At 63.4% G+C, this 22,883-nt stretch carries 16 protein-coding genes; 1 reads left to right on the top strand and 15 read right to left on the bottom strand.

Translation table 11 applies throughout. From position 1 onward, the window contains the following. Positions 1–113: 113 nt before the first annotated feature. From AC0L3I_RS31605 to AC0L3I_RS31560, 10 genes are all read right to left on the bottom strand, one after another. Complete coding sequence (locus tag AC0L3I_RS31605; protein ID WP_473529538.1) at positions 114–1,763, bottom strand: ABC transporter substrate-binding protein; 1,650 nt, start codon at positions 1,761–1,763, stop codon at positions 114–116. Positions 1,764–1,793: 30 nt separating this feature from the next. Beyond that, a complete protein-coding gene (locus AC0L3I_RS31600) occupies positions 1,794–5,171 on the bottom strand; it encodes an adenylate/guanylate cyclase domain-containing protein (protein ID WP_473529537.1) in 3,378 nt (1,125 codons plus the stop codon). A 371-nt stretch (positions 5,172–5,542) separates the two neighbouring features. Next, complete coding sequence (locus AC0L3I_RS31595; protein ID WP_473529536.1) at positions 5,543–7,525, bottom strand: ABC transporter permease; 1,983 nt, start codon at positions 7,523–7,525, stop codon at positions 5,543–5,545. After that, positions 7,522–8,607, bottom strand: coding sequence for a quaternary amine ABC transporter ATP-binding protein (locus tag AC0L3I_RS31590; RefSeq protein ID WP_473529535.1), 1,086 nt, complete (start codon positions 8,605–8,607; stop codon positions 7,522–7,524). The genes AC0L3I_RS31595 and AC0L3I_RS31590 overlap by 4 nt, the downstream gene beginning before the upstream one ends. A 75-nt stretch (positions 8,608–8,682) precedes the next feature. Then, positions 8,683–9,657 carry an ABC transporter substrate-binding protein gene (locus AC0L3I_RS31585; protein ID WP_473529534.1) on the bottom strand — a complete coding sequence of 325 codons (975 nt, stop codon included), beginning with the start codon at positions 9,655–9,657 and terminating at the stop codon, positions 8,683–8,685. Between the two features lie 439 nt (positions 9,658–10,096). Beyond that, complete coding sequence (locus tag AC0L3I_RS31580) at positions 10,097–10,882, bottom strand: SDR family oxidoreductase (protein WP_473529533.1); 786 nt, start codon at positions 10,880–10,882, stop codon at positions 10,097–10,099. Positions 10,883–10,890: 8 nt separating this feature from the next. Further along, entirely contained in the window at positions 10,891–11,655 is a 765-nt protein-coding gene (locus AC0L3I_RS31575) for an SDR family oxidoreductase (RefSeq protein WP_473529532.1), read from the bottom strand. A 131-nt stretch (positions 11,656–11,786) separates the two neighbouring features. After that, a complete protein-coding gene (locus AC0L3I_RS31570; RefSeq protein ID WP_473529531.1) occupies positions 11,787–13,295 on the bottom strand; it encodes a sugar ABC transporter ATP-binding protein in 1,509 nt (502 codons plus the stop codon). A gap of 33 nt (positions 13,296–13,328) precedes the next feature. Then, the gene (locus AC0L3I_RS31565) at positions 13,329–14,267 is read right to left on the bottom strand and encodes a sugar ABC transporter substrate-binding protein (RefSeq protein WP_292191281.1); all 939 of its coding nucleotides are present in this window, start codon (positions 14,265–14,267) and stop codon (positions 13,329–13,331) included. A gap of 148 nt (positions 14,268–14,415) precedes the next feature. Continuing rightward, the gene (locus tag AC0L3I_RS31560; RefSeq protein ID WP_473529530.1) at positions 14,416–15,426 is read right to left on the bottom strand and encodes an ABC transporter permease; all 1,011 of its coding nucleotides are present in this window, start codon (positions 15,424–15,426) and stop codon (positions 14,416–14,418) included. A 440-nt stretch (positions 15,427–15,866) separates the two neighbouring features. Here AC0L3I_RS31560 and AC0L3I_RS31555 point away from each other — a divergent pair, with 440 nt between their 5' ends. After that, positions 15,867–16,823 (top strand): sugar-binding transcriptional regulator, encoded by a 957-nt coding sequence (locus tag AC0L3I_RS31555; RefSeq protein ID WP_473529529.1) that lies wholly within the window; start codon positions 15,867–15,869, stop codon positions 16,821–16,823. On the opposite strand, the gene AC0L3I_RS31550 is transcribed toward AC0L3I_RS31555, so the two are convergent. The 5 genes from AC0L3I_RS31550 to AC0L3I_RS31530 form a co-directional block, all read right to left on the bottom strand. Next, positions 16,820–18,316 carry a xylulokinase gene (locus AC0L3I_RS31550; RefSeq protein ID WP_473529528.1) on the bottom strand — a complete coding sequence of 499 codons (1,497 nt, stop codon included), beginning with the start codon at positions 18,314–18,316 and terminating at the stop codon, positions 16,820–16,822. The two genes, AC0L3I_RS31555 and AC0L3I_RS31550, sit on opposite strands and share 4 nt — an antisense overlap. A gap of 20 nt (positions 18,317–18,336) precedes the next feature. Continuing rightward, a complete protein-coding gene (locus tag AC0L3I_RS31545) occupies positions 18,337–19,659 on the bottom strand; it encodes an NAD(P)H-dependent oxidoreductase (protein WP_473529527.1) in 1,323 nt (440 codons plus the stop codon). A gap of 357 nt (positions 19,660–20,016) precedes the next feature. After that, positions 20,017–21,123 carry a mandelate racemase/muconate lactonizing enzyme family protein gene (locus tag AC0L3I_RS31540; protein ID WP_473529526.1) on the bottom strand — a complete coding sequence of 369 codons (1,107 nt, stop codon included), beginning with the start codon at positions 21,121–21,123 and terminating at the stop codon, positions 20,017–20,019. A 60-nt stretch (positions 21,124–21,183) separates the two neighbouring features. Then, positions 21,184–21,921: a GntR family transcriptional regulator gene (locus tag AC0L3I_RS31535; protein WP_473529525.1), complete on the bottom strand. Its 738-nt coding sequence runs from the start codon at positions 21,919–21,921 to the stop codon at positions 21,184–21,186. Positions 21,922–22,026: 105 nt separating this feature from the next. After that, a complete protein-coding gene (locus AC0L3I_RS31530; protein ID WP_473529524.1) occupies positions 22,027–22,815 on the bottom strand; it encodes a HalD/BesD family halogenase in 789 nt (262 codons plus the stop codon). Positions 22,816–22,883: the final 68 nt, after the last annotated feature.

The raw sequence follows: 22,883 nt of genomic DNA, 5'->3' as shown, positions 1-22,883 counted from the left end.
TGAGTCAAATTGCCTCGCAGCGCGCCCGCCGCGGAACGGCTGCTAACATCGAAAGCGGTAATTCGCAGGCCAGGCGATGAACGCCGGCTACTGGCGCTCCTTGTCTTTCACCCTCAAGCATCCAGCCAGACCTTGCCGAAGTCATGCTCGAAGGTCGGGTGCATGCCGTGGTTCTTCACCGCGGCCGACGAGTGGTTGTAGATCTTGCGCCAGTAGGGCTGGATGATGATGCCGGAATCCCGGAGGATGTTCTGGATGTCGGCCATCACCGTCTTGCGCTTCTCCGCATCCGCGATCGACAGCGCCTCTTCGATCTTGGCGTCGAGGTCGGGGTTGGAGTAACCGGTCTCGTTCCAGGCCTCGCCGGTGCGGTAGGCGATGGCGACGACCTGGATGCCGAGCGGACGCATGTTCCAGGCGGTCGTCGAATACGGATACTTGGTCCAGTCGTTCCAGAAGGTCGAGCCCGGCAGGACCGTACGCTTGACCTTGATGCCGGCCTCGCGGAGTTGGGCTGCGATCGCGTCGCCGGTGTTCTTCATCCAGTCCTCGTCGACCGTGATCAGATCGTGCTCGAAATCGATCTGCCCGGCTTCGGTCATCAGCGCCTTGGCTTTTTCCATGTCGCGCGCGATCTTCGGCAGCTCGGCATATTCCGGATGGATCGGGCAGACATGGTGGTTTTCGGCCACCTCGCCGGCATTGCCGTAGCCGAGCTGGAGGATGGCGGCGTTGTCGACGGCAAGCTGCAGGGCCTGGCGGACCTTCTGGTTGTCATAGGGCTTGTTGGTCACGTTGGTGCGCGCCACGATGGTCGATGCGGTCACCACTTCCGATTTAACCAGATCGAGCGCATCAAGGATCGGCACGTAGTCGGCGGTTGTCTCGTCGTTTGTGTGGACCTCGCCGGCCTCGAAGGCCGAGACCATCGCCGAAGGGTCCGCACCGTAATCGATGAACTCGACGCCGTCGAGCATGACGTCGCCGCCCCACCAGGCGCCGTTCTCGCGGCGCCTGTAGACCACCTTCTGGCCGACATCGTATGAGACCAGCTCGAACGGGCCGGTGCCGACGGGATGCTGGACGAAATTGGCTCCCTTCTCGTCGAAGGCGCGATGCACGACCAGGCCGGGGTAATCGCAGAGGTTCGGAATCAGCGCGATGTCCGACTTGGTCAGGCTAAGCTTGACCCTCATGTCGTCGACCTTGGTGACGGAGCCTTCGCGCAGCTTGCCGGTGGCGTCGTCGACCAGCGTGCCGAGGCGGCCGGGCATGGAATTGCCCTCAGCTGACTTGTCGGCCCAGCGGGTGAAGTTGAAGATCACATCGTCAGCCTTGAAAGTGTCGCCGTTGTTCCACGTTACGCCCGGACGGACATGCAGGATATACTCCGTGGCGTCGTCGTTCACTTCCCAGCTTTCGAGCAGATAGGGCTCGAAGGTGAATTCACGGGTATATTTGACCAGGGGCTCGAGCGTCTGGCGTTGCGCGGTGGCGATTTGGGTCCAGTCCGCGGTGCGCGGATCCTTCGGATCCTTGATGCGCATCGCGACTTTGAGGATACCGCCCTTTACGGGTTCCTGCGCGACCGCCTGGGTCGGCGCGGCAAGCCCGATCATGCTATAGGCCATCGCCGTCGATGCGCCGAAGGCGGATGCCAGCGCCAGAAACTCGCGGCGATCCATCTTGCAGACTCTGGCGTACTTCGCCAATTGGCGAATGTGATGGGGAACCCGGTCGCCGTTACTCTTGTAGAGGGTCATGACTTCCTCCCATTGTGACGTTGGCCGCGATCATGACGATGCACAGCTGTCCAGAAGCGCCTTCGCATCGATCAAGTCGCGCGTGTTGAAGCCTTCCGTGAACCAGGCGTAGGTCGGCGCGAGCAGGTCGTAGGCTTCTTGCCGATCGCCGCGGTCGGCCCACAGCCGAGCGAGCGAGATCGACGCGCGCAGCTCCAGTGATCGCGCCTGCTGTTCGCGAGCGATCTCGATGGCATGACGATATTGCGCCTCGCTCTGTTCGGAGTCACGGGGTTTTGCCAGGCGCAGGAGATTTCCAGTGAGTCGGTTAAATTCCGACTCCCAGAGGCGCGCGCCAGTTGCCTCCGCCTCAGATATTGCTGGCTGCAGCAGGCTCAGGCCGGCATCAACCTCGCCCGCCAGTTCGCAGACGCTCCCAAAAAGACAGAGAAAAAGGCCTTTTCCCTCGACGTCACTGAGGATTTCGTTTGGCAGCGCCGGTGGGGCGGCGGTGACGGACGCTGGAACCTGCTGTGCGCTCTCGAGGGCCTGGATCATGGTCAACTGCAGATTGATGTAGGGGACCCAGGCCGGAAATCCCTCGTGCGCCAATTGAAGCCTCGCTTCGGCTGCTTCCCGAGCCGCCGTGGCATCGCGGCGGAAGTAGTGCAGCACGGTGGCATAATAGAAAGCGTGGTGCAAACTGGGCGGATGAGGCAGTTGGCGGGCCCGGATAATGGATTCTCGCGCCCGGGCCAACGCCTGATCCGGAAAGCCAAGCATCCACAGACTGATGCCCTGCTTGGCAGCTGCGCACACGCCGGAGTCGTGGCCGCCATAGACGAAGGCGTGCAAGAAATGTTCTGGCCGATAGAGCAAGAGACCCTGGTCGGTGTGCTCGTACACCGAGCGCCACTTACCGAGCGCGTATTGCGTCGTCCAATTGACGTGGTGGGCCTCCAGCAGCAGGGACGGGTCGCCCGATTGCCGGGCGATGCCGATCAGTTTATCAGCGAGGGCGCTGGCCGTGTGCATCTGCCCCTGGGATCGGTGGCCGGTGCACAGGCCGCGCAGCGCGGGGAAGGATTTTGACGTCTCGCTGCCCAGTTTGGCACATAGCTCGCAGGCTCGCGTATAGGCGGCAACGGCCCCGGCAGACCCATAGCCCTTGAGCGATGCCAAGGGTATGCCAAGCGCAAGCTGCAGATCGATTTCGCGATCGTCGCGGGCCCGGCTGTCGGGGAGTTGGGTGAGGAGGTCAAGGCCTTTTGAGAGGTGCGCAATGGATTCGTTGTGGGCCGAGCGACGATTGGCGCGGAGGCCCGCCTTGTACCAGGACGACACCGCATCATCGAACAGTCCGCCCTCGGTAGCATGGTGGGCGAGAACCTCCGGTTCCGCCTCTGCTCGCTCGGGAAAGCGATCACGCAGGAGGGTGGCTATCCTGCAATGGAGTTGCTGGCGTCGGCTCTTCAGGAGCGACTCGTAGGCGGCATCCCGCACGAGTGCATGCTTGAAGGTGTAGATCGCGTCCGGGGGCTTGCCACGGCAAAAAGCCAGTTCGGCATGAACAAGTTCGGCCAGAGCGGTCCTGACCTTCGGCTCGTCCATCCGTGCCGTTGCTTCCAGCAATTCGTAACTGAACTCGCGGCCTATAGTAGCGCCGATTTGCGCTACCTCCTTAACCGGCGACAACCGATCAAGGCGAGCCAGGAGCGAGTCCTGCAGCGTCGAGGGGATGGCGAGCGGTGGAAGTGGACCGGCAAGCTCATAGCGCTCACCGGCTGCGCGCAGCAGACCCGATTCGAGCACCGCCTTTGTCAGTTCCTCGACGAATAGCGGCACGCCTTCGGTCTTGCGGAGAATATGCGCTTGCACTTCGCCGGGAAGCGGCCGGCCGCCAGTGAGATGGTCAATGAGTGTTGCGCTTTCGTTCCGCTGGAGATGACTGAGTGTCAGCAGCGTCACATACGGTCGGCCGGTCCAGCGTGGCGCGAACTCGGGCCGGAAGGTAACAACCAGCAGTACCGGCAACCGCTCGATCCGATCGACAATGCGATCGAACAGCTCAAGGCTGGTGGGATCGAACCAGTGAGCATCCTCGACCGTCATGAGCACCGGCTGCTTGGCCGCGAGGCCCTCAAGCTGGGCGAGCAGCGCCTGAAACGTCTTCGCCTTTTTCTGTTCCGGGGCGACTTTGGGCACCGGGTAGCGGTCGCCTGTCGGGATCGCCAAATACTCAGCGATCAACGGGATCGCCGATTTCGGGTCAGGCTCAGCCGCGGTAAGCAGTGCCTCCAGCTTGGCCAATTTCACCTCCGGCGCATCCTCGTGCCCGAAGGCCGCAGCCCGACGCAGCTGGTCCAGCACCGGGAACAGAGCGCTGTTTGTGCGATGGGGCGAGCCGTGATAGCGCAGCGACAGACATTCCTCGCCGAGCCGCTCGCGCAATGCGATCGCGATGCGGGACTTGCCGATGCCAGGCTCGCCGGACAGCAGTACGACCTGACCCCTGCCATCCTTGGCGCCCCGCCAGCGGTCGAGGAGCAAGGCTACCTCCTGATCGCGGCCGACGAGCGACGTGAGGCGCATCCCGTGCAGCGCCTCGAAGCGGCCCTCGGCTCGGCTCTCGCCCATGACCAGCCATGCCTGCACCGGCTGGGCGAACCCCTTCAGATCGTGGGTGCCAAGATCAACCAGCTCGAACAGCTCGCGAAGCAGCAGCCGGGTCGTTCCGGCCACGACCACATTGCCAACCTGGGCAAGTGCTTGCAGGCGTGCCGCCAGGTTCGGCGTCTCGCCGACCACCGCCTCCTCCTGCGCTGCACCTTCGCCGATCAAGTCGCCTACCACCACCAGACCCGTGGCGATGCCCACTCGCGCCCCCAGCGGCACTTTCGCGGGCGTCGCCAGCTCGGCGACAGATGCGACAATGGCAAGCCCGGCCCGCACTGCTCGCTCGGCCTCGTCCTCATGTGCACGCGGCCAGCCGAAATACGCCAGCACTCCATCGCCCATGTACTTCGCCACATGGCCATCCACACGCGTGATCTCGGCAGCCACCGCATTCTGGTATGCCCGGATCACCCCTCCCATTTCTTCCGGGTCGAGCTGACCCGACAACGCAGTCGATCCGGCCAAGTCAGCAAACATTACCGTCAACTGACGGCGTTCAGCTTCCGGGCGAGGCGGTGGACCACTTCCAGGGATCGGTTCAATTCGGGCCGCCGTGGCGGGATCCCCCATACCGCGCTTGCCAAGCTCCGCGATCGCCGCCAACACGAGCTTTCTCGGGCCCATCGGGAGGCCCAGCGCTTTGAGGTCCGCATCCGAGAGATGCGGGAGCACTTCGGGCGTGATCTCGTTCCTGGCGAAGGTTCTGCTATATTTGCCGAGCCCAAGGCTCGAGAGCCACCCGGCAATGTCCATGACACGCTCCGTGTAGTTCAAAGCAGATTAACACCCAGCAGGCCCAGGGCGAAGCCCGGATGCGCTGTCCGAGGCATCAATGCGGAGGGTGCGGCCGCAGACTTGATCACGGCCGTCGTAAACACAATCGAATGTCCGCTCTCGGGAAATCCGCTAGCGTCAGCGAACGGCCGACTTTGGGCGCGAAGCAGACGTTTAGGCCTAGCGCGGCGACTGTCGGATTTTGGGCCGGATTCCGACTTTGCGGGGTCATTCGGCCGCGCTCGGAAAATGACGCTCTCTGCTCGTTCGCGCCGACCAATTCAAACGGCAAGGTTTCATCCATCTCGGCCATTGGCGACAGCTCTAGGGCGCGCCCCCTCTATCTCCGGCTACCCCAGCCTTGCCCGTGCCTTTGCCGTCCAGGCGTTGAACAGCCGGTCGGCGACGATGCCGATGAAGGCGATGGCCAGGCCGGCGACGATGCCGCGGCCTGAATCGGCCTTGGACAGCGCGATGAACACCTCCTGGCCGAGATCGCGGGTGCCGACCATGGCGCAGATGATGATCATCGCGAGCGCCATCAGGATCGTCTGGTTGACGCCAAGCATGATCTCGGGCAACGCCAGCGGCAACTGCACGCGCAGGAACGTCTGGCGCTTGGTGCAGCCCGACACCTTTGCCGCCTCGATCAGTGCCGGCGGCACCTGCCTGAGGCCATAATTGGTGTAGCGGATGGCCGGCACCACGGCGAAGGCGACCGTCGCGATCATCGCCGTCACGTCGCCGACGCGGAACAGCATCACCACCGGGATGATGAAACAGAACGACGGCAGCACCTGCAACGTGTCGATGATCGGGGTGACGATCTTCTCGACACGGTCGCTGCGCGATGCCATCAGCCCGATCGGAATGCCGATCAGGCAGGCGATGAAGGCCGAGATGCCGCAGAGATAGACCGTCGCCATGGTCTTTTCCCAGAGACCGGTTACCGCGCAGAAGACGGTCAGCGCCGCGACCAGGGTGGCGAGGCGCAGACCGCCGAGCTGGTAGCCGGCAAGGCCAAGCAGGAACACCGCGCCTAACCACGGAAAGCCTTCGCAAAAGGCGCGTACCGGGTTCAGCACATTGAGGATCAGCGCCACGCGGAACGCTTCGATCGTGTCGAAGAAGTTGATCGTGATCCAGCTCACCGCTGTCTTCCACAGCGGTGCGGTGGTGAAGGTGATCGCCTTCGGCACTGCGGCGAAGGCCGGCACGAACAGACCTAGCAGTGTCGTGACGGCAAGGATGGCGATGGCCAGCGTCAGGTTGGGGTAGCGCCGCCAGAAGCTCGGGCTCACCTCCTGATAGACATGGCCTTGGGCGTGATTGCGCGCGATTGCCTGGCTCAGCCGGTCGAGCGCGATCGCCAGTGCCACGATGGCGAGGCCGGCTTCCATGGCCTCGCCGACCTTCAGCGCGCGCAGCGCCAGCAGCACGTCGTAGCCGAGGCCGCCGGCGCCGATCATCGAAGCGATGATCACCATATTGAGCGCCAGCATGATGACCTGGTTGACACCGACCATCAATGTCGGACGCGCCGACGGCAACAGCACGCGCCACAGTTTCTGGCGCGCCGTGCAGCCGGCCATCTCGCTGAAATCGTCGATTTCGGATGGCACCCGCGACAGTCCCAGCATCGTCGCGCGCACCATCGGCGGCGTGGCGAAAATGGCCGTCGCGATCATCGCCGAAACCGGGCTGTTGCCGAACAGCAGAAGCATCGGGATCAGATAGGCGAAGGTCGGGATGGTCTGCATCAGGTCGAGGGCAGGGGAGATCAAAAGCCTCTCCGCCCACGGCTTGCGCCACGCCCAGATGCCGACGAACAATCCGGTGACGATGCAGAACGGCACGGCGATGGAGATCAGCCCCAGCGTCAGCATGGCGCTGGTCCATTGGCCGAACAGCGCGATGTAGAGAAAACAGCCGCCGACCAGCGCGCCGAGCTTCCAGCCACCGGCGGCGCGGCCGGCCAGGAATGCAACGATGCAGACGCCAACCCAGGACAGGCGCGGCAAGATGATCATATCCGCGCCACGGCCGATCTTGAAATTCTTGGCAAGCAGATTGAGCGCGAAATCGAGCGGCACGCCGAGCGCCGCGGTGATCGACCGCGTCAGCCAGGAGAAGCTCGACTTTATCAGGTTCATCAGAGCGCTGACCCAGTCGGCGACGGGAACGACTGCGCCGGCCGGATAGTTGACGGCCCAGAGCAGCCTGTCCTGCAGCAGGAACACGGCAAGCACGGCGGCAAGGGCGCAGGCCCAAGCCACCAGCCAGATCTGAACCGGCCGCGATCTCGCCTCGCTGGTGCTTGCCGTCACCGTCATGCGCCGGCCCCGGGACGTTCGATGCCGGCCAGAAGATCGATCACGGCTTGCGGCGTGACCTCGCCGATCGGCTTGCCGGTGCCGTTGACGACGGCGAACGGCTTGCCGACTGAGACGATGCTTGCCGAAAAAGTTGATATCTTGGCATCCGGCGCGACCACGCCGCCATGCTCGGTGCCGTCGCAGGCGCGCATCAGGCTTCGCGCCGAGATCACCTTGGCACGGTCGACGTCGCGGGTGAATTCAGCGACATAGTCGGTCGCCGGATTGACCACCAGCTCTTCCGGCGTGCCGATCTGGATGACCTCGCCGTCCTTCATGATGGCGATGCGGTCGGCCAGCCGGATGGCCTCGTCGAAATCATGAGTGATGAAAACGATGGTCTTGCGCAGCATGGTCTGCAGCCGCATCAGCTCGTCCTGCATCTCGCGGCGGATCAGCGGATCGAGTGCCGAGAACGGCTCGTCGAGAAACCAGATCTCCGGCTTGGTGGCGAGGCTGCGGGCGATGCCGACACGCTGCTGTTGGCCGCCGGAAAGCTCGCGCGGGTAGAAATGCTCGCGGCCGCGCAGGCCGACGAGCTCGATCACTTCCCGCGCGCGCTTCTCGCGCGTCGGCCGGTCCTGTCCCTGGATGCCCAAGGGAAAGGCGATGTTCTCCAGCACATTCAGATGCGGCAGCAGGGCGAAATTCTGGAACACCATGCCCATGCGGTGGCGCCGCAGCTCGATCAGCGCGGCATCGGAGATCTTGAGGAGATCCTTGCCCTCGAACTCGACCTTGCCATGCGTCGGCTCGACCAGCCGTGACATGCAGCGCACCAGCGTCGACTTGCCGGAGCCGGACAGGCCCATGATGATGAAGATCTCGCCTTGGCGGATTTCGAGGTCGACGGCGCGCACCGCCCCGACCAGCCCGGCCGCCGCGACTTCCGCCATGCTGGCCTTGCCGTCGCGCTGGCGGATGAAACCTGCTGCGTTCGCGCCGAACAGCTTCCAGACGTTGCGGCAGGCAAGTTTTATTGGGCGGGCATCCTTTGGCGTGCCTGCCGCTTGCGGCACCTGTTCAGTCGTATCGGCCATGCAGTCGTCCTTCTGGAATATGGGATAGAGACCCGGTCATGAATGACCGGATCTCGCAGTTTCCAGTTGGAACGATCACTCGGCCCAGGCTTTCCAGTCGGCTTCGTGGGCGGCGATCCAGGCAGCGGCGACGTCTTCCGGCGTCTTGCCTTCGAGATCGATCTCGCCGCTCATCTTGTTGAGCTCGTCGGTGTCGACCGTGTAGTTTTTCGCGACCTTGTAGGCGACCGGCCATTTGTCCTTCATGCCGGCCCAGGAATATTTCCAGATCTCGCCATGCGGCTTGCCGCAGTCATATTTCGCTTCAGGGTTCACGCCCCATTTCGGATCGTTGTAGCATTCCGGCGTATAGTCGGGGAATTCGACCCATTCGCCCTTGTATTTAGCCGGCGCCCAATGCGGCGAATAGACCCACAGCATGATCGGCGCCTTGCGCTGATAGGCCGAATCCAGTTCGGCGAACATCGCCGCATCGGTGCCGGCGTGGATGACGGTGAAGGGCAGCTTCAGCGCCGCGGCACGCTCGTCGTCAAAACCTTCCCACGTCACGGGGCCACCGAGATAGCGGCCGTTCGGCGCCGTTTCCGCCGTCGAGAAGGCTTCGGCGCATTTCGGGTCCTTCAGCGCCTCCCAGTTCGGCAGGCCCGGGCATTTCTCCTTCATGTATTCGGGATACCACCATTCTTCCTTGGCCTTGGGCCGGAGCGCACCGAGGCGTTCGGTCTGGCCGGTCGCATCGGAGGCCTTCATGGCTTCGCCGGCCGTCGTGTCCCAGAATTCCAGCGCGACAGTGAGGTCGCCATTGGTAAGTCCGGTGGTCAGGCTGGAGAGATAGTCGGCGGTCGGGTACTCGACCGTGTATCCGAGCTTTTCCAGAATGCCGCCGAGGATCTTTGCGTTCAGATTGACGCTGGTCCAGTCGAACAGCGCGATCTTGATCGGGTCGTTGGATTCTGGCGCCGCAGCCTGAGCCGAAGGCGTCAGCACACTTGCCGCGGCAAGCGCAAAAGCTCCCATTGATAATCTGGATATCATACTCCGAAGTGACATGCCTGTTCTCCTGTCAAGCTCTGGTGGAAGTTATCGTTCGTTCCCTTCTTGCGTCTTTTTTGATTGTGTTGGAAAAGCTGATCGTTGCGCAAGTCCATTGGCACCAAATTGCTGTCGGCGCTGAAGTAGGCGCAGACGCAATGATGCCCAATTCGATGAAGATGTCGTGCGGGACGGGACCGCGTCATGGCTGCCGTGCAGCCGAAGCAGTGATCTGCGGATCGATCGCCGGTCTTGCGGCGCCCTCAATCTTGCGAGCCATCAAGTTCCCATGATGTCGGCTGCCGGCAGTCGCCGAAGCCATTTTCATGGGATGAAATTATATATACCAACGTTCATGTCGCGCAACGACTAACGCGGCGCGAATCGCGCAATTCGGCTGCAGTTTCGCCGCCTGCCGATTATATCAGCAGATTGACGCGTGAACCTGCCCCGTTGCTCACGACATGATCAGCCCGCCATCGACATTGATGGTCTGACCGGTGATGTAGGCGGCGTCGCTGCTGGCCAGAAAGCTGACCAGGCCGGAAACGTCCTCGCCGCTGCCGGCGCGGCCCATCGGGATGTTCTTCACCCATTCGGCCATCAACTCGCCGGGCTTGTAATCGCCAATCAGCTTGCCCCATGCCGCGTCGTTATAGACCCACATGTCGGTGTCGATGATGCCGGGACAGATCGCGTTGACGGTGATCTTCTCCTTAGCAACCTCCTTGGCGAGGCTCTGAGTGATGCCGACGACGCCGAATTTCGAGGCGGCATAATGCGGCGTGTAGATGAAGCCCTGTCGCGCCTGGCCGGATGCGGTGTTGATCAGCCTGCCGCCGTCGCCATGTTTGCGGATGCGCGCGATCGCCTCCTGGCAGCACAGGAACACGCCCTTGGTGTTGACCGCCATTACCTTGTCCCATTCGGCCTCGGTCATCGCCTCGATCCTGGCGATGGTGATGACGCCGGCATTCTGTACGGAGATGTCGACGCGGCCGAACTGCTGTTCGGCCAGATCGTAGAGGGCGGCGACCTCGTCCTTCTTGGTCACGTCCATGCGCAGCGATGCGACCTTGGCGCCTTCCGCCTTCAGGCCGGCGGCGATCTCGTCGATGCGCGCGTCGATGGCGCTGACAACGACCGCAGCACCTTCCGCCGCAAAGCGCCTGGCCATCGCCGCACCGATGCCGCCGCTGGCGCCAGTAATGACCGCCGTCTTCCCTTGGAATCGCTTCTGCATTTTTTCTCCTACCAGCAGACGAAGCCACCATCGACGATCAGGTCGATGCCGGTGACGAAACTCGAAGCGCGACTGGCCAGGAACACGGTCGGGCCGACCATCTCTTCCGGCGCCGCCATGCGCCCCATCGGCGTATCGCGCTCGAAGATCCTGACCTGGTCGGCGACCTCCGGCCGCTTGTTCATCGGCGTCAGCGTATAGCCGGGGCTGACGACGTTGACGCGCAGGCCGCGATCGGCCCATTCCATGGCAAGGCTCTTCGACATGTGGATGACGGCGGCCTTGGATGAATTGTAATGCGCCTGGGTCAGGCCGCGATTGACGATCGAGCCCGACATCGAGGCGATGTTGATGATCGAGCCCTTGCGCCGCGTCAGCATCGTGCGCGCTTCGGCCTGGCAGGACAGGAACACGCCGTTGACATTGACGTCGTAAAGCTTCTGCCATTTCTCCAGCGACAATGTCTCGGCCGGCTCTGCCGCGGCAACGCCGGCATTGTTGACGGCGACGGTCAGCGCGCCCAGTTCCTTCTCCGTGCGTTCGATCGCCGCCGCGAGATCGGCCTCTGAAGTCACCGTGCCGGACAGCACCAGCGCCTTGCGCCCGAGCGCCGAAATTCTGTGCGCGGTCTCGTCCAGCCCGCCCTTCGAGGCATGGCCGAAACAGGCGATGTCGGCGCCGGCCTCGGCCAGGCCGATGGCGATTGCTTGGCCGATGCCGCTGCCGGCGCCGGTGACGAGGGCAACGTCCCCATGAAGATCGAATAGTTTCATCGAAATGTTTCCTGTTGAGCCGCCGGTGCTGCCTAGGAAGGAAGGGCGCCATTCTCGACTGGCGCCCCGCGCGGTCCGGTGCTTGGGAGCGTATCACCTGCTGCGCTTTATTCCGATCCTTTATGCCGCCGTCAGCTTGTGGCGAGCTCCATGACGGCGACGTTGTTCGCTTCGCTGCGGTCGAGAATTCCGCGCTGGCGGCCACGGCTCAGCACCAGCACGCGATGCGACAGGCCGAGCACTTCCTCGAGGTCGGAACTCACCACCACCACCGCCATGCCGGAGCGGGCGAGGTCGGCGATGACATCGTAGATCGCGGCGCGGGCGCCGACATCGATGCCGCGTGTCGGCTCGTCCAGGATGAATACCTTGGGCGGCCGTGAAATCCATTTGGCGATGATCACCTTCTGCTGATTGCCGCCGGAAAGCTTGCTGATCGCCTGGTTAGGCCGGCCCTTGACGCCAAGCCGGCCAATGCCGGCCTCGGCGAATTTCTGTACCGCCTTCGGAAACACCCATCCATTCGGCGCGACATGGTCGAAATTGCCGATCGCCAGATTCTCGCCGATGGTCTGGTCGAGCACCACGCCTTGCGCCTTGCGGTCTTCCGGCACCAGCACGACCCCGGCCTTGATCGCCGCCGCTGGGTCATTGAGGTGAACCGGTTTCCCGCCGACACGCACCGAGCCGGACGAAATCGGATCGGCGCCGGCAATCGCCCGCACCAGCTCCGTGCGGCCGGCGCCGATCAGTCCGGCGATGCCGAGGATTTCGCCGGCCCGCACCGAAAAGCTGACATTCTGGAAGCTGCGTTCCGGCGAGGACAGGTTCTCGACTTCGAGCAGCGCCTCATCGCCTGGCACCGACAGCGGCGGGAACATCCGCTCGACGCTGCGGCCGACCATCTGCTCGACCACGGTGCGCACCGGAATGTCGGCGCGCTCGTGCCGGGCGACGATGCGCCCGTCGCGCATCACCACCACGCGGTCGGCGATCTCAGCGATCTCGTCCAGCCGGTGGCTGATATAGATGAAGGACATGCCTTCCGCCTTGAGCTTGCGGATCTGCTGGAACAACAGTTCCGTTTCCTCGCTGCCAAGCGCTGCTGTCGGTTCGTCGAAGATCAGAAGCTCGGCATTGAGCGTCAGCGCCTTGGCAATCTCGACCTGCTGCTGGGCGGCGATGCGCAGCGTGCGCACCTTGCGTTCCGGCGAAACGTCGAGGCCGAGCCGCTTCAGTTGGGCCGATGCCCGCGCATTCATGGCCGCACGGTCGATGCGGCCGCCGCGCATCGGCAGGCGTCCGACATAGACGTTCTCGGCGACCGACAGATCCGGCAGCAGCTTCAGTTCCTGGTGGATCATGCCGACACCGGCGTCGATGGCGGCGGCGGGAGAGGCGGGGGAATAGGGCTTCCCCCGCCATGTGATGGTGCCGGCATCGGATTTGGTCGACCCGGCGATGATGTTCGAAACGGTGGACTTGCCTGCGCCATTTTCGCCAAGCAGCGCCACGACCTCGCCCGGCCGCACCTCGAAGCTCGCATCGGCCAGGACCTGGACCGGTCCGTAGCTCTTGCAGAGGCCGCTGACGAACAGCCCCAGATGCGGGGTCTGCGTGTGGCTGGGATCCAAGGACATCGTTCCGCTCATCAACTGCCGGACTCTTTGGGATCAGGGATGCTTGGCGATGAACTGATCGACATTGTCCTTGGTGGTCAGCGTCGCGTCCTGCAGCTGTTCTGCGGGAACGGTTTCGCCGGCCACCAGCTTGATCGCCGCATCGACGGAAAGCCGGCCCATGCCTTGTGTCTGCTGCGTCGCGGTTACGTCAAAAACGCCGCCCTTCAGAGCCTTGAGCGCCGCCACGTCGCCGTCGAAGCCGGCAACCCAGACCTTGTGGCCGGGATTGGCGACCTTGACCGCCTGCGCAGCACCGAGCGCCAGCGCGTCGGCCTGGCCGATGACGATCGATACGTCGGGATGGGACTGCAGCAGGTCCTGCGTCAGCTTGAAACCTTCGTCCTGATGCCAGCCTTCGCTCCATAGCTCGCCGACCACCTTGATGTCGGGATAGGCGCTCAGCGCTTCGCCGCAGCCCTTCGACCGGTCGACCTCGGGCGTCGTGCCTTTCTGGCCATGGATGATGATCAGCTCGCCCTTGCCGCCGGCCTGCTTGGCGATGTAGTCGCATACCGCCTTGGCCGACGCCACGCTGTTGGTGGCGATGAAGGTGTCGCCGGGTGCGCCTTCAGCGTTGCGGTCGACATTGATGACCGGGATGCCGGCCGCCTTGGCCGTCTTGGTCGGCACGGTGGCGGCGGTGGCGCCGGCCGGGATGTAGATCAGCGCATCGATGTTCTGCGTGATCAGGTCCTGCACCTGGCTGACCTGGGTCGCCGAATCGCCTTTGGCGTCGACGGTGACGATTTCGATGCCCTTTTCCTTGCCGTAGGCTTCGACGGACTGCTTGATCTGGTTGAAGAAGTCGGCCTGCAGGTTGGCGACGGCAAGGCCAAGCTTCTTGGCCTCCTTGGCCGACGCCATCTCGGACAGTCCGAGCAGCGGAATGACGGCCGCGGCAGCAAGCAGCAATGAACGTTTGGTCAGCATGTGTTTCCTCCGTTGATGTTCAATCTGTCCCGCCGGCGCATCACGGCGCCCCTTGGCCGAACAACTCCCAGTTTCGGATCACCGATCCGTTTTCGCCCGGACATCCGGGTGAATCTCATTGCGCCCCGCTCTTCATTGCGCCCATTCTTCATTGTGCTCTGCGCCGCCATGTATCCGTGGCCACCGCCAGCGCGATCACCACGCCGATCACCACCTGCTGGATGAAGGGCGACACGCCGAGCAGGTTCAGCCCGTTGCGCAGCACGCCGATGATCAGCACGCCGATCGCGGTGCCGCCGATCGAGCCGATGCCGCCCGACAGGCTGGCGCCGCCGATCACCACCGCCGCGATCGTGTCCAGCTCGTAGCCGAAGCCGGAGCTCGGCTGGACGGAATCGAGCCGTGCCGCAAGCACGATGCCGGCAAGCCCGGCCAGCACGCCGCAGATCGCGTAGACCCAGTTGGTCAGCGACTTGACCGGTATGCCGGACAGCCGGGCGACTTCGGCGCTGCCGCCGATCGCGTAGAGGCTGCGGCCGGTCGCGCGATAGTTCAGGAAGATCGCAAAGATGATGGCCAGCACGATCATCAAGCCGACGGTGACCGACAGGAAGCCGAAATGGCGGATGATCGACAGGCTGGTAAACCAGTCGGGAAAGCCGATGATCTGCGAGCCGTCGGTGATCATGTTGGCGAGACCGCGCGCCACCGACATCATGGCCAGCGTGGCGATGAAGGGCGGCAGCTTGGTGACGGTCACGAGCAGGCCTGAAACCAGCCCGCAAAGTCCAGCAACGACAAGCGCTGTGACGATGCCGGCGGGCATGCCGAGATTGAGATGGTCAGGATGGGCGACGAACCCCATCACCATGGCGGCGAGCGCCAGCACGGAGCCGACGGAAAGATCGATGCCGCCGATCAGGATGACCAACGTCATACCAATCGCCATGATGCCGAGCACGGTGACCTGGTCGAGCACGTTGAGGATGTTGCGGACGGTCAGGAACGTGTCGGTGGTCATCGACAGCGCAAGGCACAGCAGTACCAGCCCGATCAGCGGTCCCAAGGTTCCGGCGAACAGGGCCGAAAGCTTCGCGCCCGCCGCGGCCTGCGCACTTGGGCCGGCCTTCAACTCGCTTGCACCGTTGCTCAGAGCCATCTTGTCTCCTCCATCAGCGATCCGGCGATGCGTCGCCGGCTCAGCCTTGTTCACCAGGCACCTCCCTGTGAACAATTTATCTTTAGTATGCAATTTTGTTCAGCTAAACTGTTCGTCGGAAAATTGTCAAGGCCCGCCGCATCATTCCACGCCGGTTTGCGCCGCCGGGCGGTTTGTCATACGGAAGGGCACGAAATGCCGCGTTTCGGTTCCGGTCTCATCCTGCGAATTCATCTCGGCTGCTGGACCAGGGCAGGACGGCCAAGACGAAGTAGTTGTTGACCATTTTGGGTTTCATCTGGCGTTGTGGACGATATCCTGTCGAATGTCTTAAATCCTGAACCCTGGGCACACGGAACGATTTCGTGCCGCTCGGTCGGATACGCCATCTGAATGGCTTTGAAGAATCTGGACGACCGCGGAAGGGCAAAAAGATGGCGATGATGGAGAATGATAAGGCCCCGCGCTTCCCGGATGCCGAGTTGAAGGCCCGTGCCGCGTGGCACTATTATGTCGAGGGTCTGACGCAGGAGAGGATTTCGGAGATCCTCGGCATCGGCCGCATCAAGGTGCATCGCATTCTCTCCGCCGCGCGTGAGGAGGGCGTCGTCCAGTTCCGCATCCGCGACAGCGTCGTCGAATGCATGGTGCTGGAAGAGGCCCTGAAGCAGCGCTTCGGGCTCAGCCAGGCTATTGTGGTGCCGTCGGCCGCCGACCGAAGCAACGCGCCGCTGATGATCGGCCATGCCGCGGGCGCCTATCTGGCCGACAATGTGAATGCCGGCGATGTCATCGCACTGGGCTGGGGGCGGACGCTGAAATTCGCCATCAATGAATTGCCGCGGCGGCCGATCGCCAGGACCACGGTGGTCTCCATGCTGGGCGGCCTCACCCACGCCCAGCCGCTCAACCCGACCGAGAGCGCCTGGGAGTTCGCCGAAAAGATCGGTGCGGAGTGCTTTCTGCTGCCGGTGCCGGTCTATGCCGACAGGCCGGAGCAGCGCGAAGCTTTCATGAGCCAGCGCAGCGTTCAGGATGTCGTCTTCCGCGCGCGCCGGGCAAACATCGCCGTGCTCAGCGTCGGATCGTTTTCCAATGACAGTCCGATCGCCAATTACGGCTTCATCAAGCCCAGCGAACTCGAGGAGCTGCAGACGGCTGGTGCAGTTGGCGATATTTTATGCCATTTCATCGACGCCGAGGGCCGGCTCGTCGATCATGAGGTCAACCGCCGGGTCTGCGCCTATCCGCTGCAGGACCTGTCGGATATCCCGGCCATCATCCTGGTTTCGGGAGGGCAGGAAAAAATCGCGATCATGCGGGCGGCGCTCGCCAACACCAAAGTATCGGTTCTGATCACCGACGAGGATGCCGCCAAGGGCCTGCTCAACCGCTAAACCTTGCTTAGCGCCTCAAGGCGGGCATGGATGTCGCGCGTCGCCTGATAGAGGTCGCGGTAGATCGCCTTGCGCGCGCGGTAACCGGAGACCAGCTCGCCGACGGGGTCGACATGCCTGGTCGGCGGCACGGCCATCGCCTCGGCCGCCGTTTCGGGCGAGGCGAACCATCCGACGGCCGAAGCCGCCAGCATGGCGGCGCCAAGGGCTGCGGCTTCGTTGACCGGCGAGACGGAGAGCGGTCGCTCGAGCACGCTTGCCATGATCCGCATCAGCAGGGCGCAGTTGGTGCCGCCGCCGGCAGCTATCATCGCCGCCGGTTTGCCGCCGGCTTGAGTTTCCATTGCCTCGCTGGCGATCGCCTGCTCGAATGCGATGCCTTCCAGAACCGCTCGAAAAAGGTGCTTCGGCTCATGGTCCAACGACAGGCCGACAATGGCGCCGCGCGCCGCGCCGTCCCAATAGGGGCTCATGACGCCCGCCCAATACGGCATGACGAGCAGGCCCTCGCTGCCGGCGGCGACATCCACCGCCGCCTTCTCCAGCGCTGCGGCCGACGGCGAGCCGGTGGTGCGAACGATCCAGTCGACCAACTGCATGCCGGAGCGCAGCACGGTCTCCAGCATGAACCCCGAGCCGGTGGGCGAGACCAGCGTTCGAAACGCGTCCGACGTCGCCATCCCATGGGAATAACAGCCGCTGACGACGCCCGAACCGAGCGAAAGATAGCTTTTGCCTTCGCCATAGACGCCCATGCCGAGTCCCATCGCCTGGCCGTCGCCGGCGCCGGCGACAACAGGCGTGCCGGGCTTCAGGCCGGTCAGCCTGGCCACGCTTTCACTAAGCCTACCGCAGATCGCGCCGGGCGCGACCAGTTGCGGCAACTGGTCCGGCCGCAGTTCTGCGGCCTCGACGAGCTCCGGGTGCCAAGTGCCATTCTTGATGTCGAGCAGCCCGAGCGGATCCGCACTTGCCGTGCTGGTGACCAGACTTCCGGTCAGCCGGTGGACGAAGAAGCCGTGCACGTCGACGAGTGCGGCTGCGTCGTCGAGCGCTTGCGGCTGGTGTTCGGCAAGCCAGGCGATCGCATAGAGCGCGGGCGTCGGGTCCGGCGGCTTGCCGCTCCAGTCGCGGATCGCCTCGCGGCCAAGTTCAGCTGAAAGCCTGATGACTTGCGGACGGGCGCGCTCGTCCAGCCACAGGATCGCGGGAATAAGCGGCTTGCCGGCATGATCGATCAGCGTAAAGGTCTCGCGCTGGTGGGCGATGGAGATCGCCGCCACTCGCGAAGCGCCCACCGCCTCGGCGACCTGCTTCAATGCACCGAGCAGCGCGGTCCACCAATGTTCGGCATCCTGCTCGAAATGGCCGGGCTTGGGATTTGAAAGCGGATAGGCTTCGCGCGCCTGGAACAGTTCCTCGCCGTCGCGCGTGAAAGCGATCGCCTTCACGGCCGTCGTCGAGGCGTCGATCCCGATTACGACATCGTCCATCAGGCGGAAATCCAGCGGATCTAGGCGGCGTTCGTAACGAACCGTCCGTCCGACTGGTCGAGACGACGGCGGATCTGGGTTATCACCATCGAATCGTCGGGTACACAATTTTCATAGGTGAGGAAGTCGCCGGTCTTGATCGGCTTGACCACCTTGGCGCGCTCGGCGAGGCCGAGCGGCAGGGCGCCGCGGGCGCGTGCGTCTTCCCAGGTCATGGCGAAGCCGCGATAGTCGTTCTCGCCGATCATGCCGAGTGACTGGCCAAGACCAAGATCGCTCTTGGCAACCGCCACCGCCTCGGCGACCGGATGGTCGAGCGGCTCCATGTCGGCGCGCTTGTAGACCACGGCGCGCGCCGCCGACAGCGGCACTTCCAGGCTGGTCAGGTGATAGGGGCGGAAGATCGTGAAATAGGGGCCCTTGCCGACCTTGAGGTCGATCATACGCTCCAGCACGCGCGGATGCCGGGTCTCGATGATGCAGAACACGCCGGGCGCCACGCCCTTGCCGATCGAATAATCGACCACGCCCTTGCGATGCAGCACGCCGCCATCCTCGCGCGGGCAGAGCACGCTGGCGAGTTCCTCCAGCGTCGCGGTCGGGCCGTGCATGCCCGGCACATCGGGCACCAGGCCGGTAGCATTGGCGATCGCCACCATCTCGATCGCCGTCTTCGAACCGTCGACGAATTCGACCAGCATGCGCGCATTCATGTTGCGCTCGGCCGCCTCCTTCTCGTAGTCGGCCGGCATGGCGTCGATCTTCAGCGGATTGTTCTTGCCCTTGCCGGCGGCGATGATGTTGAAGCCGAGGCTCTTGGCAAAGCCGATGATCTCCAGCGTGCAGGCGGGCTCGTCGCCGGCGGCACCCGTATAGACGACGCCGGCCTTGCGCGCCTCTTCCTTAAGAAAGCGGCCGATGGTGATGTCGGCCTCGACGTTGAGCATGACGATGTGCTTGCCGTTCTTCATCACTTCGAGCGCAAACAGCGTGCCGATGTTGGGATTGCCTGTCGCGTCGATGATGACGTCGATGCGGCCTGCCGCCGCCAGCGCATGCAAATCTTCGGTCACCGCGATCTTGCCGGCCTCGATGGCGCGATCGATAGCCGCTGCATTGCCGGCTTGCACGATGTCCGAGCGGTCGTGGCCGGCGAGCAGTGCTGCGTCGATCGCCGCCTGCGGCCTGACCTCGGAAATGGCGCCGATCCGCATGCCCGGCATCAACGCCACCTGGACGACGATGTCGGTGCCCATCTGCCCGGCGCCGGCAAGCCCGATGGTGATCGGTCCCTGCTTTTCAGCGCGCTGCAAAAGTTCCGCTGCAAATTGCGGATGGGCCATGTCGCTTCCTCCAGTTCCTGACGCGCCGCAGCGTCGAAGTCATCATTTTGAACATTCCTATTTCCAAATGAAAAATATTTCAACCTGCAATTCGGCAGCCGTCTCCCCAAGATTCTGTGATTTCAACTTGTGCGCCCTTGGCATGCGGCTTGGCTGCGCAGCAAGCTAAGGAGCGGAGAGGAATGCGTGATCTTAGTCTAGAATGCAGACGGCGATGATCGAGACATCGCTTCTCGCAAGCGAGCGAGTGCGGCGAAAAACTGTTTCATGGCCGCTCAGCTGCCGCTGCGCCAATCGCTAACGACGGAGCCGCGCAACAGATAGCGCCAGCCGGCATGCTCGGCGCATGCCAGTATATCAGCTGCCGACCTCGAAGAAGGGCGCGCCAAGCAGGTCGGGAACAACGTCGATGCCGAGGCCCGGCCCGTCCGGAATGCCCATTCGGTTTCCTGAAACCGGCGGCTTGTTCGATGCGGTGCGCACCGTCACCCATTCGTGGAAGGCAATGGCGTGCAGCCGGCGCTCCTCCGGCGTCGACAGCGACAGATGCGCCATGGCTGATGTGTCGATCTCGGCGCCACCGGTGTCCTCGACGGTGATCATGAAACCAAGATCGACGGCAAGGTCACGGATCTGCCGCGTCTTGGTCACGCCGCCGAGCCGCGAGATTTTCAGCGTCAGCCCGTCGGCCGCGCCCTTGCGGTGGATGTCGAGCATGTCGTCCAGCGAGGCGACGGATTCGTCGAGCACCATCGGCTTGTCGAGCGAGCGGCGCACCGACATGCATTCGTCGATCGTGGTGCAGGGCTGCTCGAACGTGTAGTCGATGGCGCGCGTCGCGTCAGTGAACTGGCGCGCCTGATAGGGCGTCCAGCCGGCATTGGCGTCGCAGAAGATCACCGTGCCCTTCGGCACCGAAGCGGCGACTGCGGTGACGCGCTCGATATCGTCATGGACTTTGCCGCCGACCTTGACCTGCAGCCGGTGGAACCCGTCCTTGACGATGCGCCTGGCCAGTGCCGCCATGGCGTCGACCGTGCCATGGGTGACGACCTTGTAGAGCTCCGCCGTCTCGCTCTCGCGCCCGCCGAGCAGCGTCACCAACGGTATGTCGGCGGCGCGTGCCGCGAGATCCGAGCATCCCATGTCCAGCGCCGACTTGATGTAGGGGTGGCCCTTGAACACCGTGTCCATCTGCCTGCCGATACTGGCCAACGCGCGAGGATCGTGGCCGAGCAGATGCGGTGCAATTTCGATGACGCCGGCGCGAACGCCGGCCGCAAATGCCTGCGAGTAGAAATTGCCGAGCGGCGCCATCTCGCCCCAGCCGGTCAGCCCGCTGTCGGAGGTGATGGCGACGATCACCGCGTCGAACGCGTCGGCGACACGCCCTTTCGACATACGATAGGGCCCGTCCACGAAGGGCTGCACGACACGGTAGGCCTTGATGGTTTTGATCTGCAATTTCTCTGTCCGTTGTCTGTGATGTCGCGACGAAGCCGCCAATTGGCGGCTTCTGTCGACTCAGCTGCCGTCTGGTCGGTTGCGCGTCGGGCCAGCGCGATCGGCCTTGGCGCCCTTGGAGTCGCGCTGTTCGAGGCTGTGCGCATAGGCGAGCAGTTCTTCGAAATCGAGGTCGATATGCTCGCGGGCGTGGCGCTGGGCGGCGCGAATGTCGGCGCCCTTCAGCAGTTGCACATAGGTCTCGTGGATGTCTTCGGCAGGCACCGGCTCTTTGCGCGCCCGCTGGTGGAGGGCAAAATACATCTGCAGCCGGCTGGTCAGCCGCTGCCAGGTCTCGAGCAGAACCGAATTGTCGGCCCACTCATGGATCAGCCCATGCAGTTGCAGGGCCGTTTCGATCTGCCTTGTGGTGTCGCGGTCGCGCGTCGCCTGCTTTACCGCCTCGTGGCGCCGGTCGAGCTCGTCGAAGAAGCGCTGGTCGCGCAACGGCCAGGTCAATTCGATGGCGAACTCATCCAGCACCTTGTTAAGCGAATAGGCGTCGTCGATATCCTTGGCGGTTACGTCGATGACGAAAGTTCCGGCGTAGGGAATGCTGGTCAGGATGCCTTCCTGCACCAGTTCGCGCATCGCCTCGCGCAGCGGCGCGCGGCTCACCCGCATCTGGTCGGCAATCCTCAGTTCGTTGAGCTTCTGCCCGGGTTCCAGCTGGCCGGTCAGGATCGCGCGCCTGAGCAGCGCCACGATCTCAGCGCGCCTTGTCGTATCCGCGATCGGAGGGAAATCCAGCTTCCCCATTCGGCCACTCCAGAAGGAACAGGCGCAGACAAGCAGATTGTCGACAATCTAACAAGGGCTATTTGTGAACTCGCGATTCCAGGCAGAATGTCGGCGCCTTCGGCCTCAGGCGGCCCGGCCGTAGAAGCCGATGCGCTCCTCGTCGCTGAACATCACGCCTGACTTCTCGTAGTAGGAGAACACCGCGATCATGCGCTCGTATTCGCCTTCGACAGTGGTCACGCGATGCGCGGTGTTCTTGCCGCGGAAGACGTTCAGCGTGCCCGGCATCATGCGCAGTATCCTTGCCTCGGGGTCGCGTCCTTCGAGCAGCCTGGCGACGCCGTCGTAGTTGGGATTGTCGTCCGAGCGGAGATCGGTGCGGTATTCGAAATCGCCGCCGCGTTGCGCTGCCTGCAACAACAGGGTCGTGGTGAATTCCGAGCGATCGAAATGCCAGTTCAGCGCCTCGCCGGCGCGATGGGCCATCACATTGGTGCGCGCCAGCGGGTCCTGCATTACATGCAACCGCGTCTTTCCCATCGCCGCCGCCAGGAAGCGCAGCAGCGGCTCGTATTCGTAGATGGCGAGGACGAGGCTATCAGGAATTTGGTCGGCGCAGACCGTATGGCTGATGGTCTCGACCTTGCGCAGCGCGAGATGGTCGGGGGCGAGCTCCGGGATATCAGGCTTGAAGTAGATGTTGTGCATCCGCTTGTGCATGTGCGAGCGCGTCGCCATGACAGGCTGGATTTCCTGCACCGCCCGTTCGGCTACGCCGGGCCGCAAAAAACCTTCGAGATTGAACATGCCGTCGGCCTCCAGCGCCGCAATCGAGGTCTTCACGAGGCGCTTCCACTCGGCGCTGCCTTCACGGTCGAGCGGGTACCGGTCCAGATCGAGAATATCTTTCATCGTCTCATGCTCCAAGGTTTGGACACAGAAGACGGCAAAAAAATCTTTCTCTCAATGGCGAAAATTAT

The organism is Mesorhizobium sp. WSM4840 (assembly GCF_055811755.1).
Note: the sequence above shows the minus strand (reverse complement) of the source record. Positions and strands in the feature narration are given on the sequence as shown.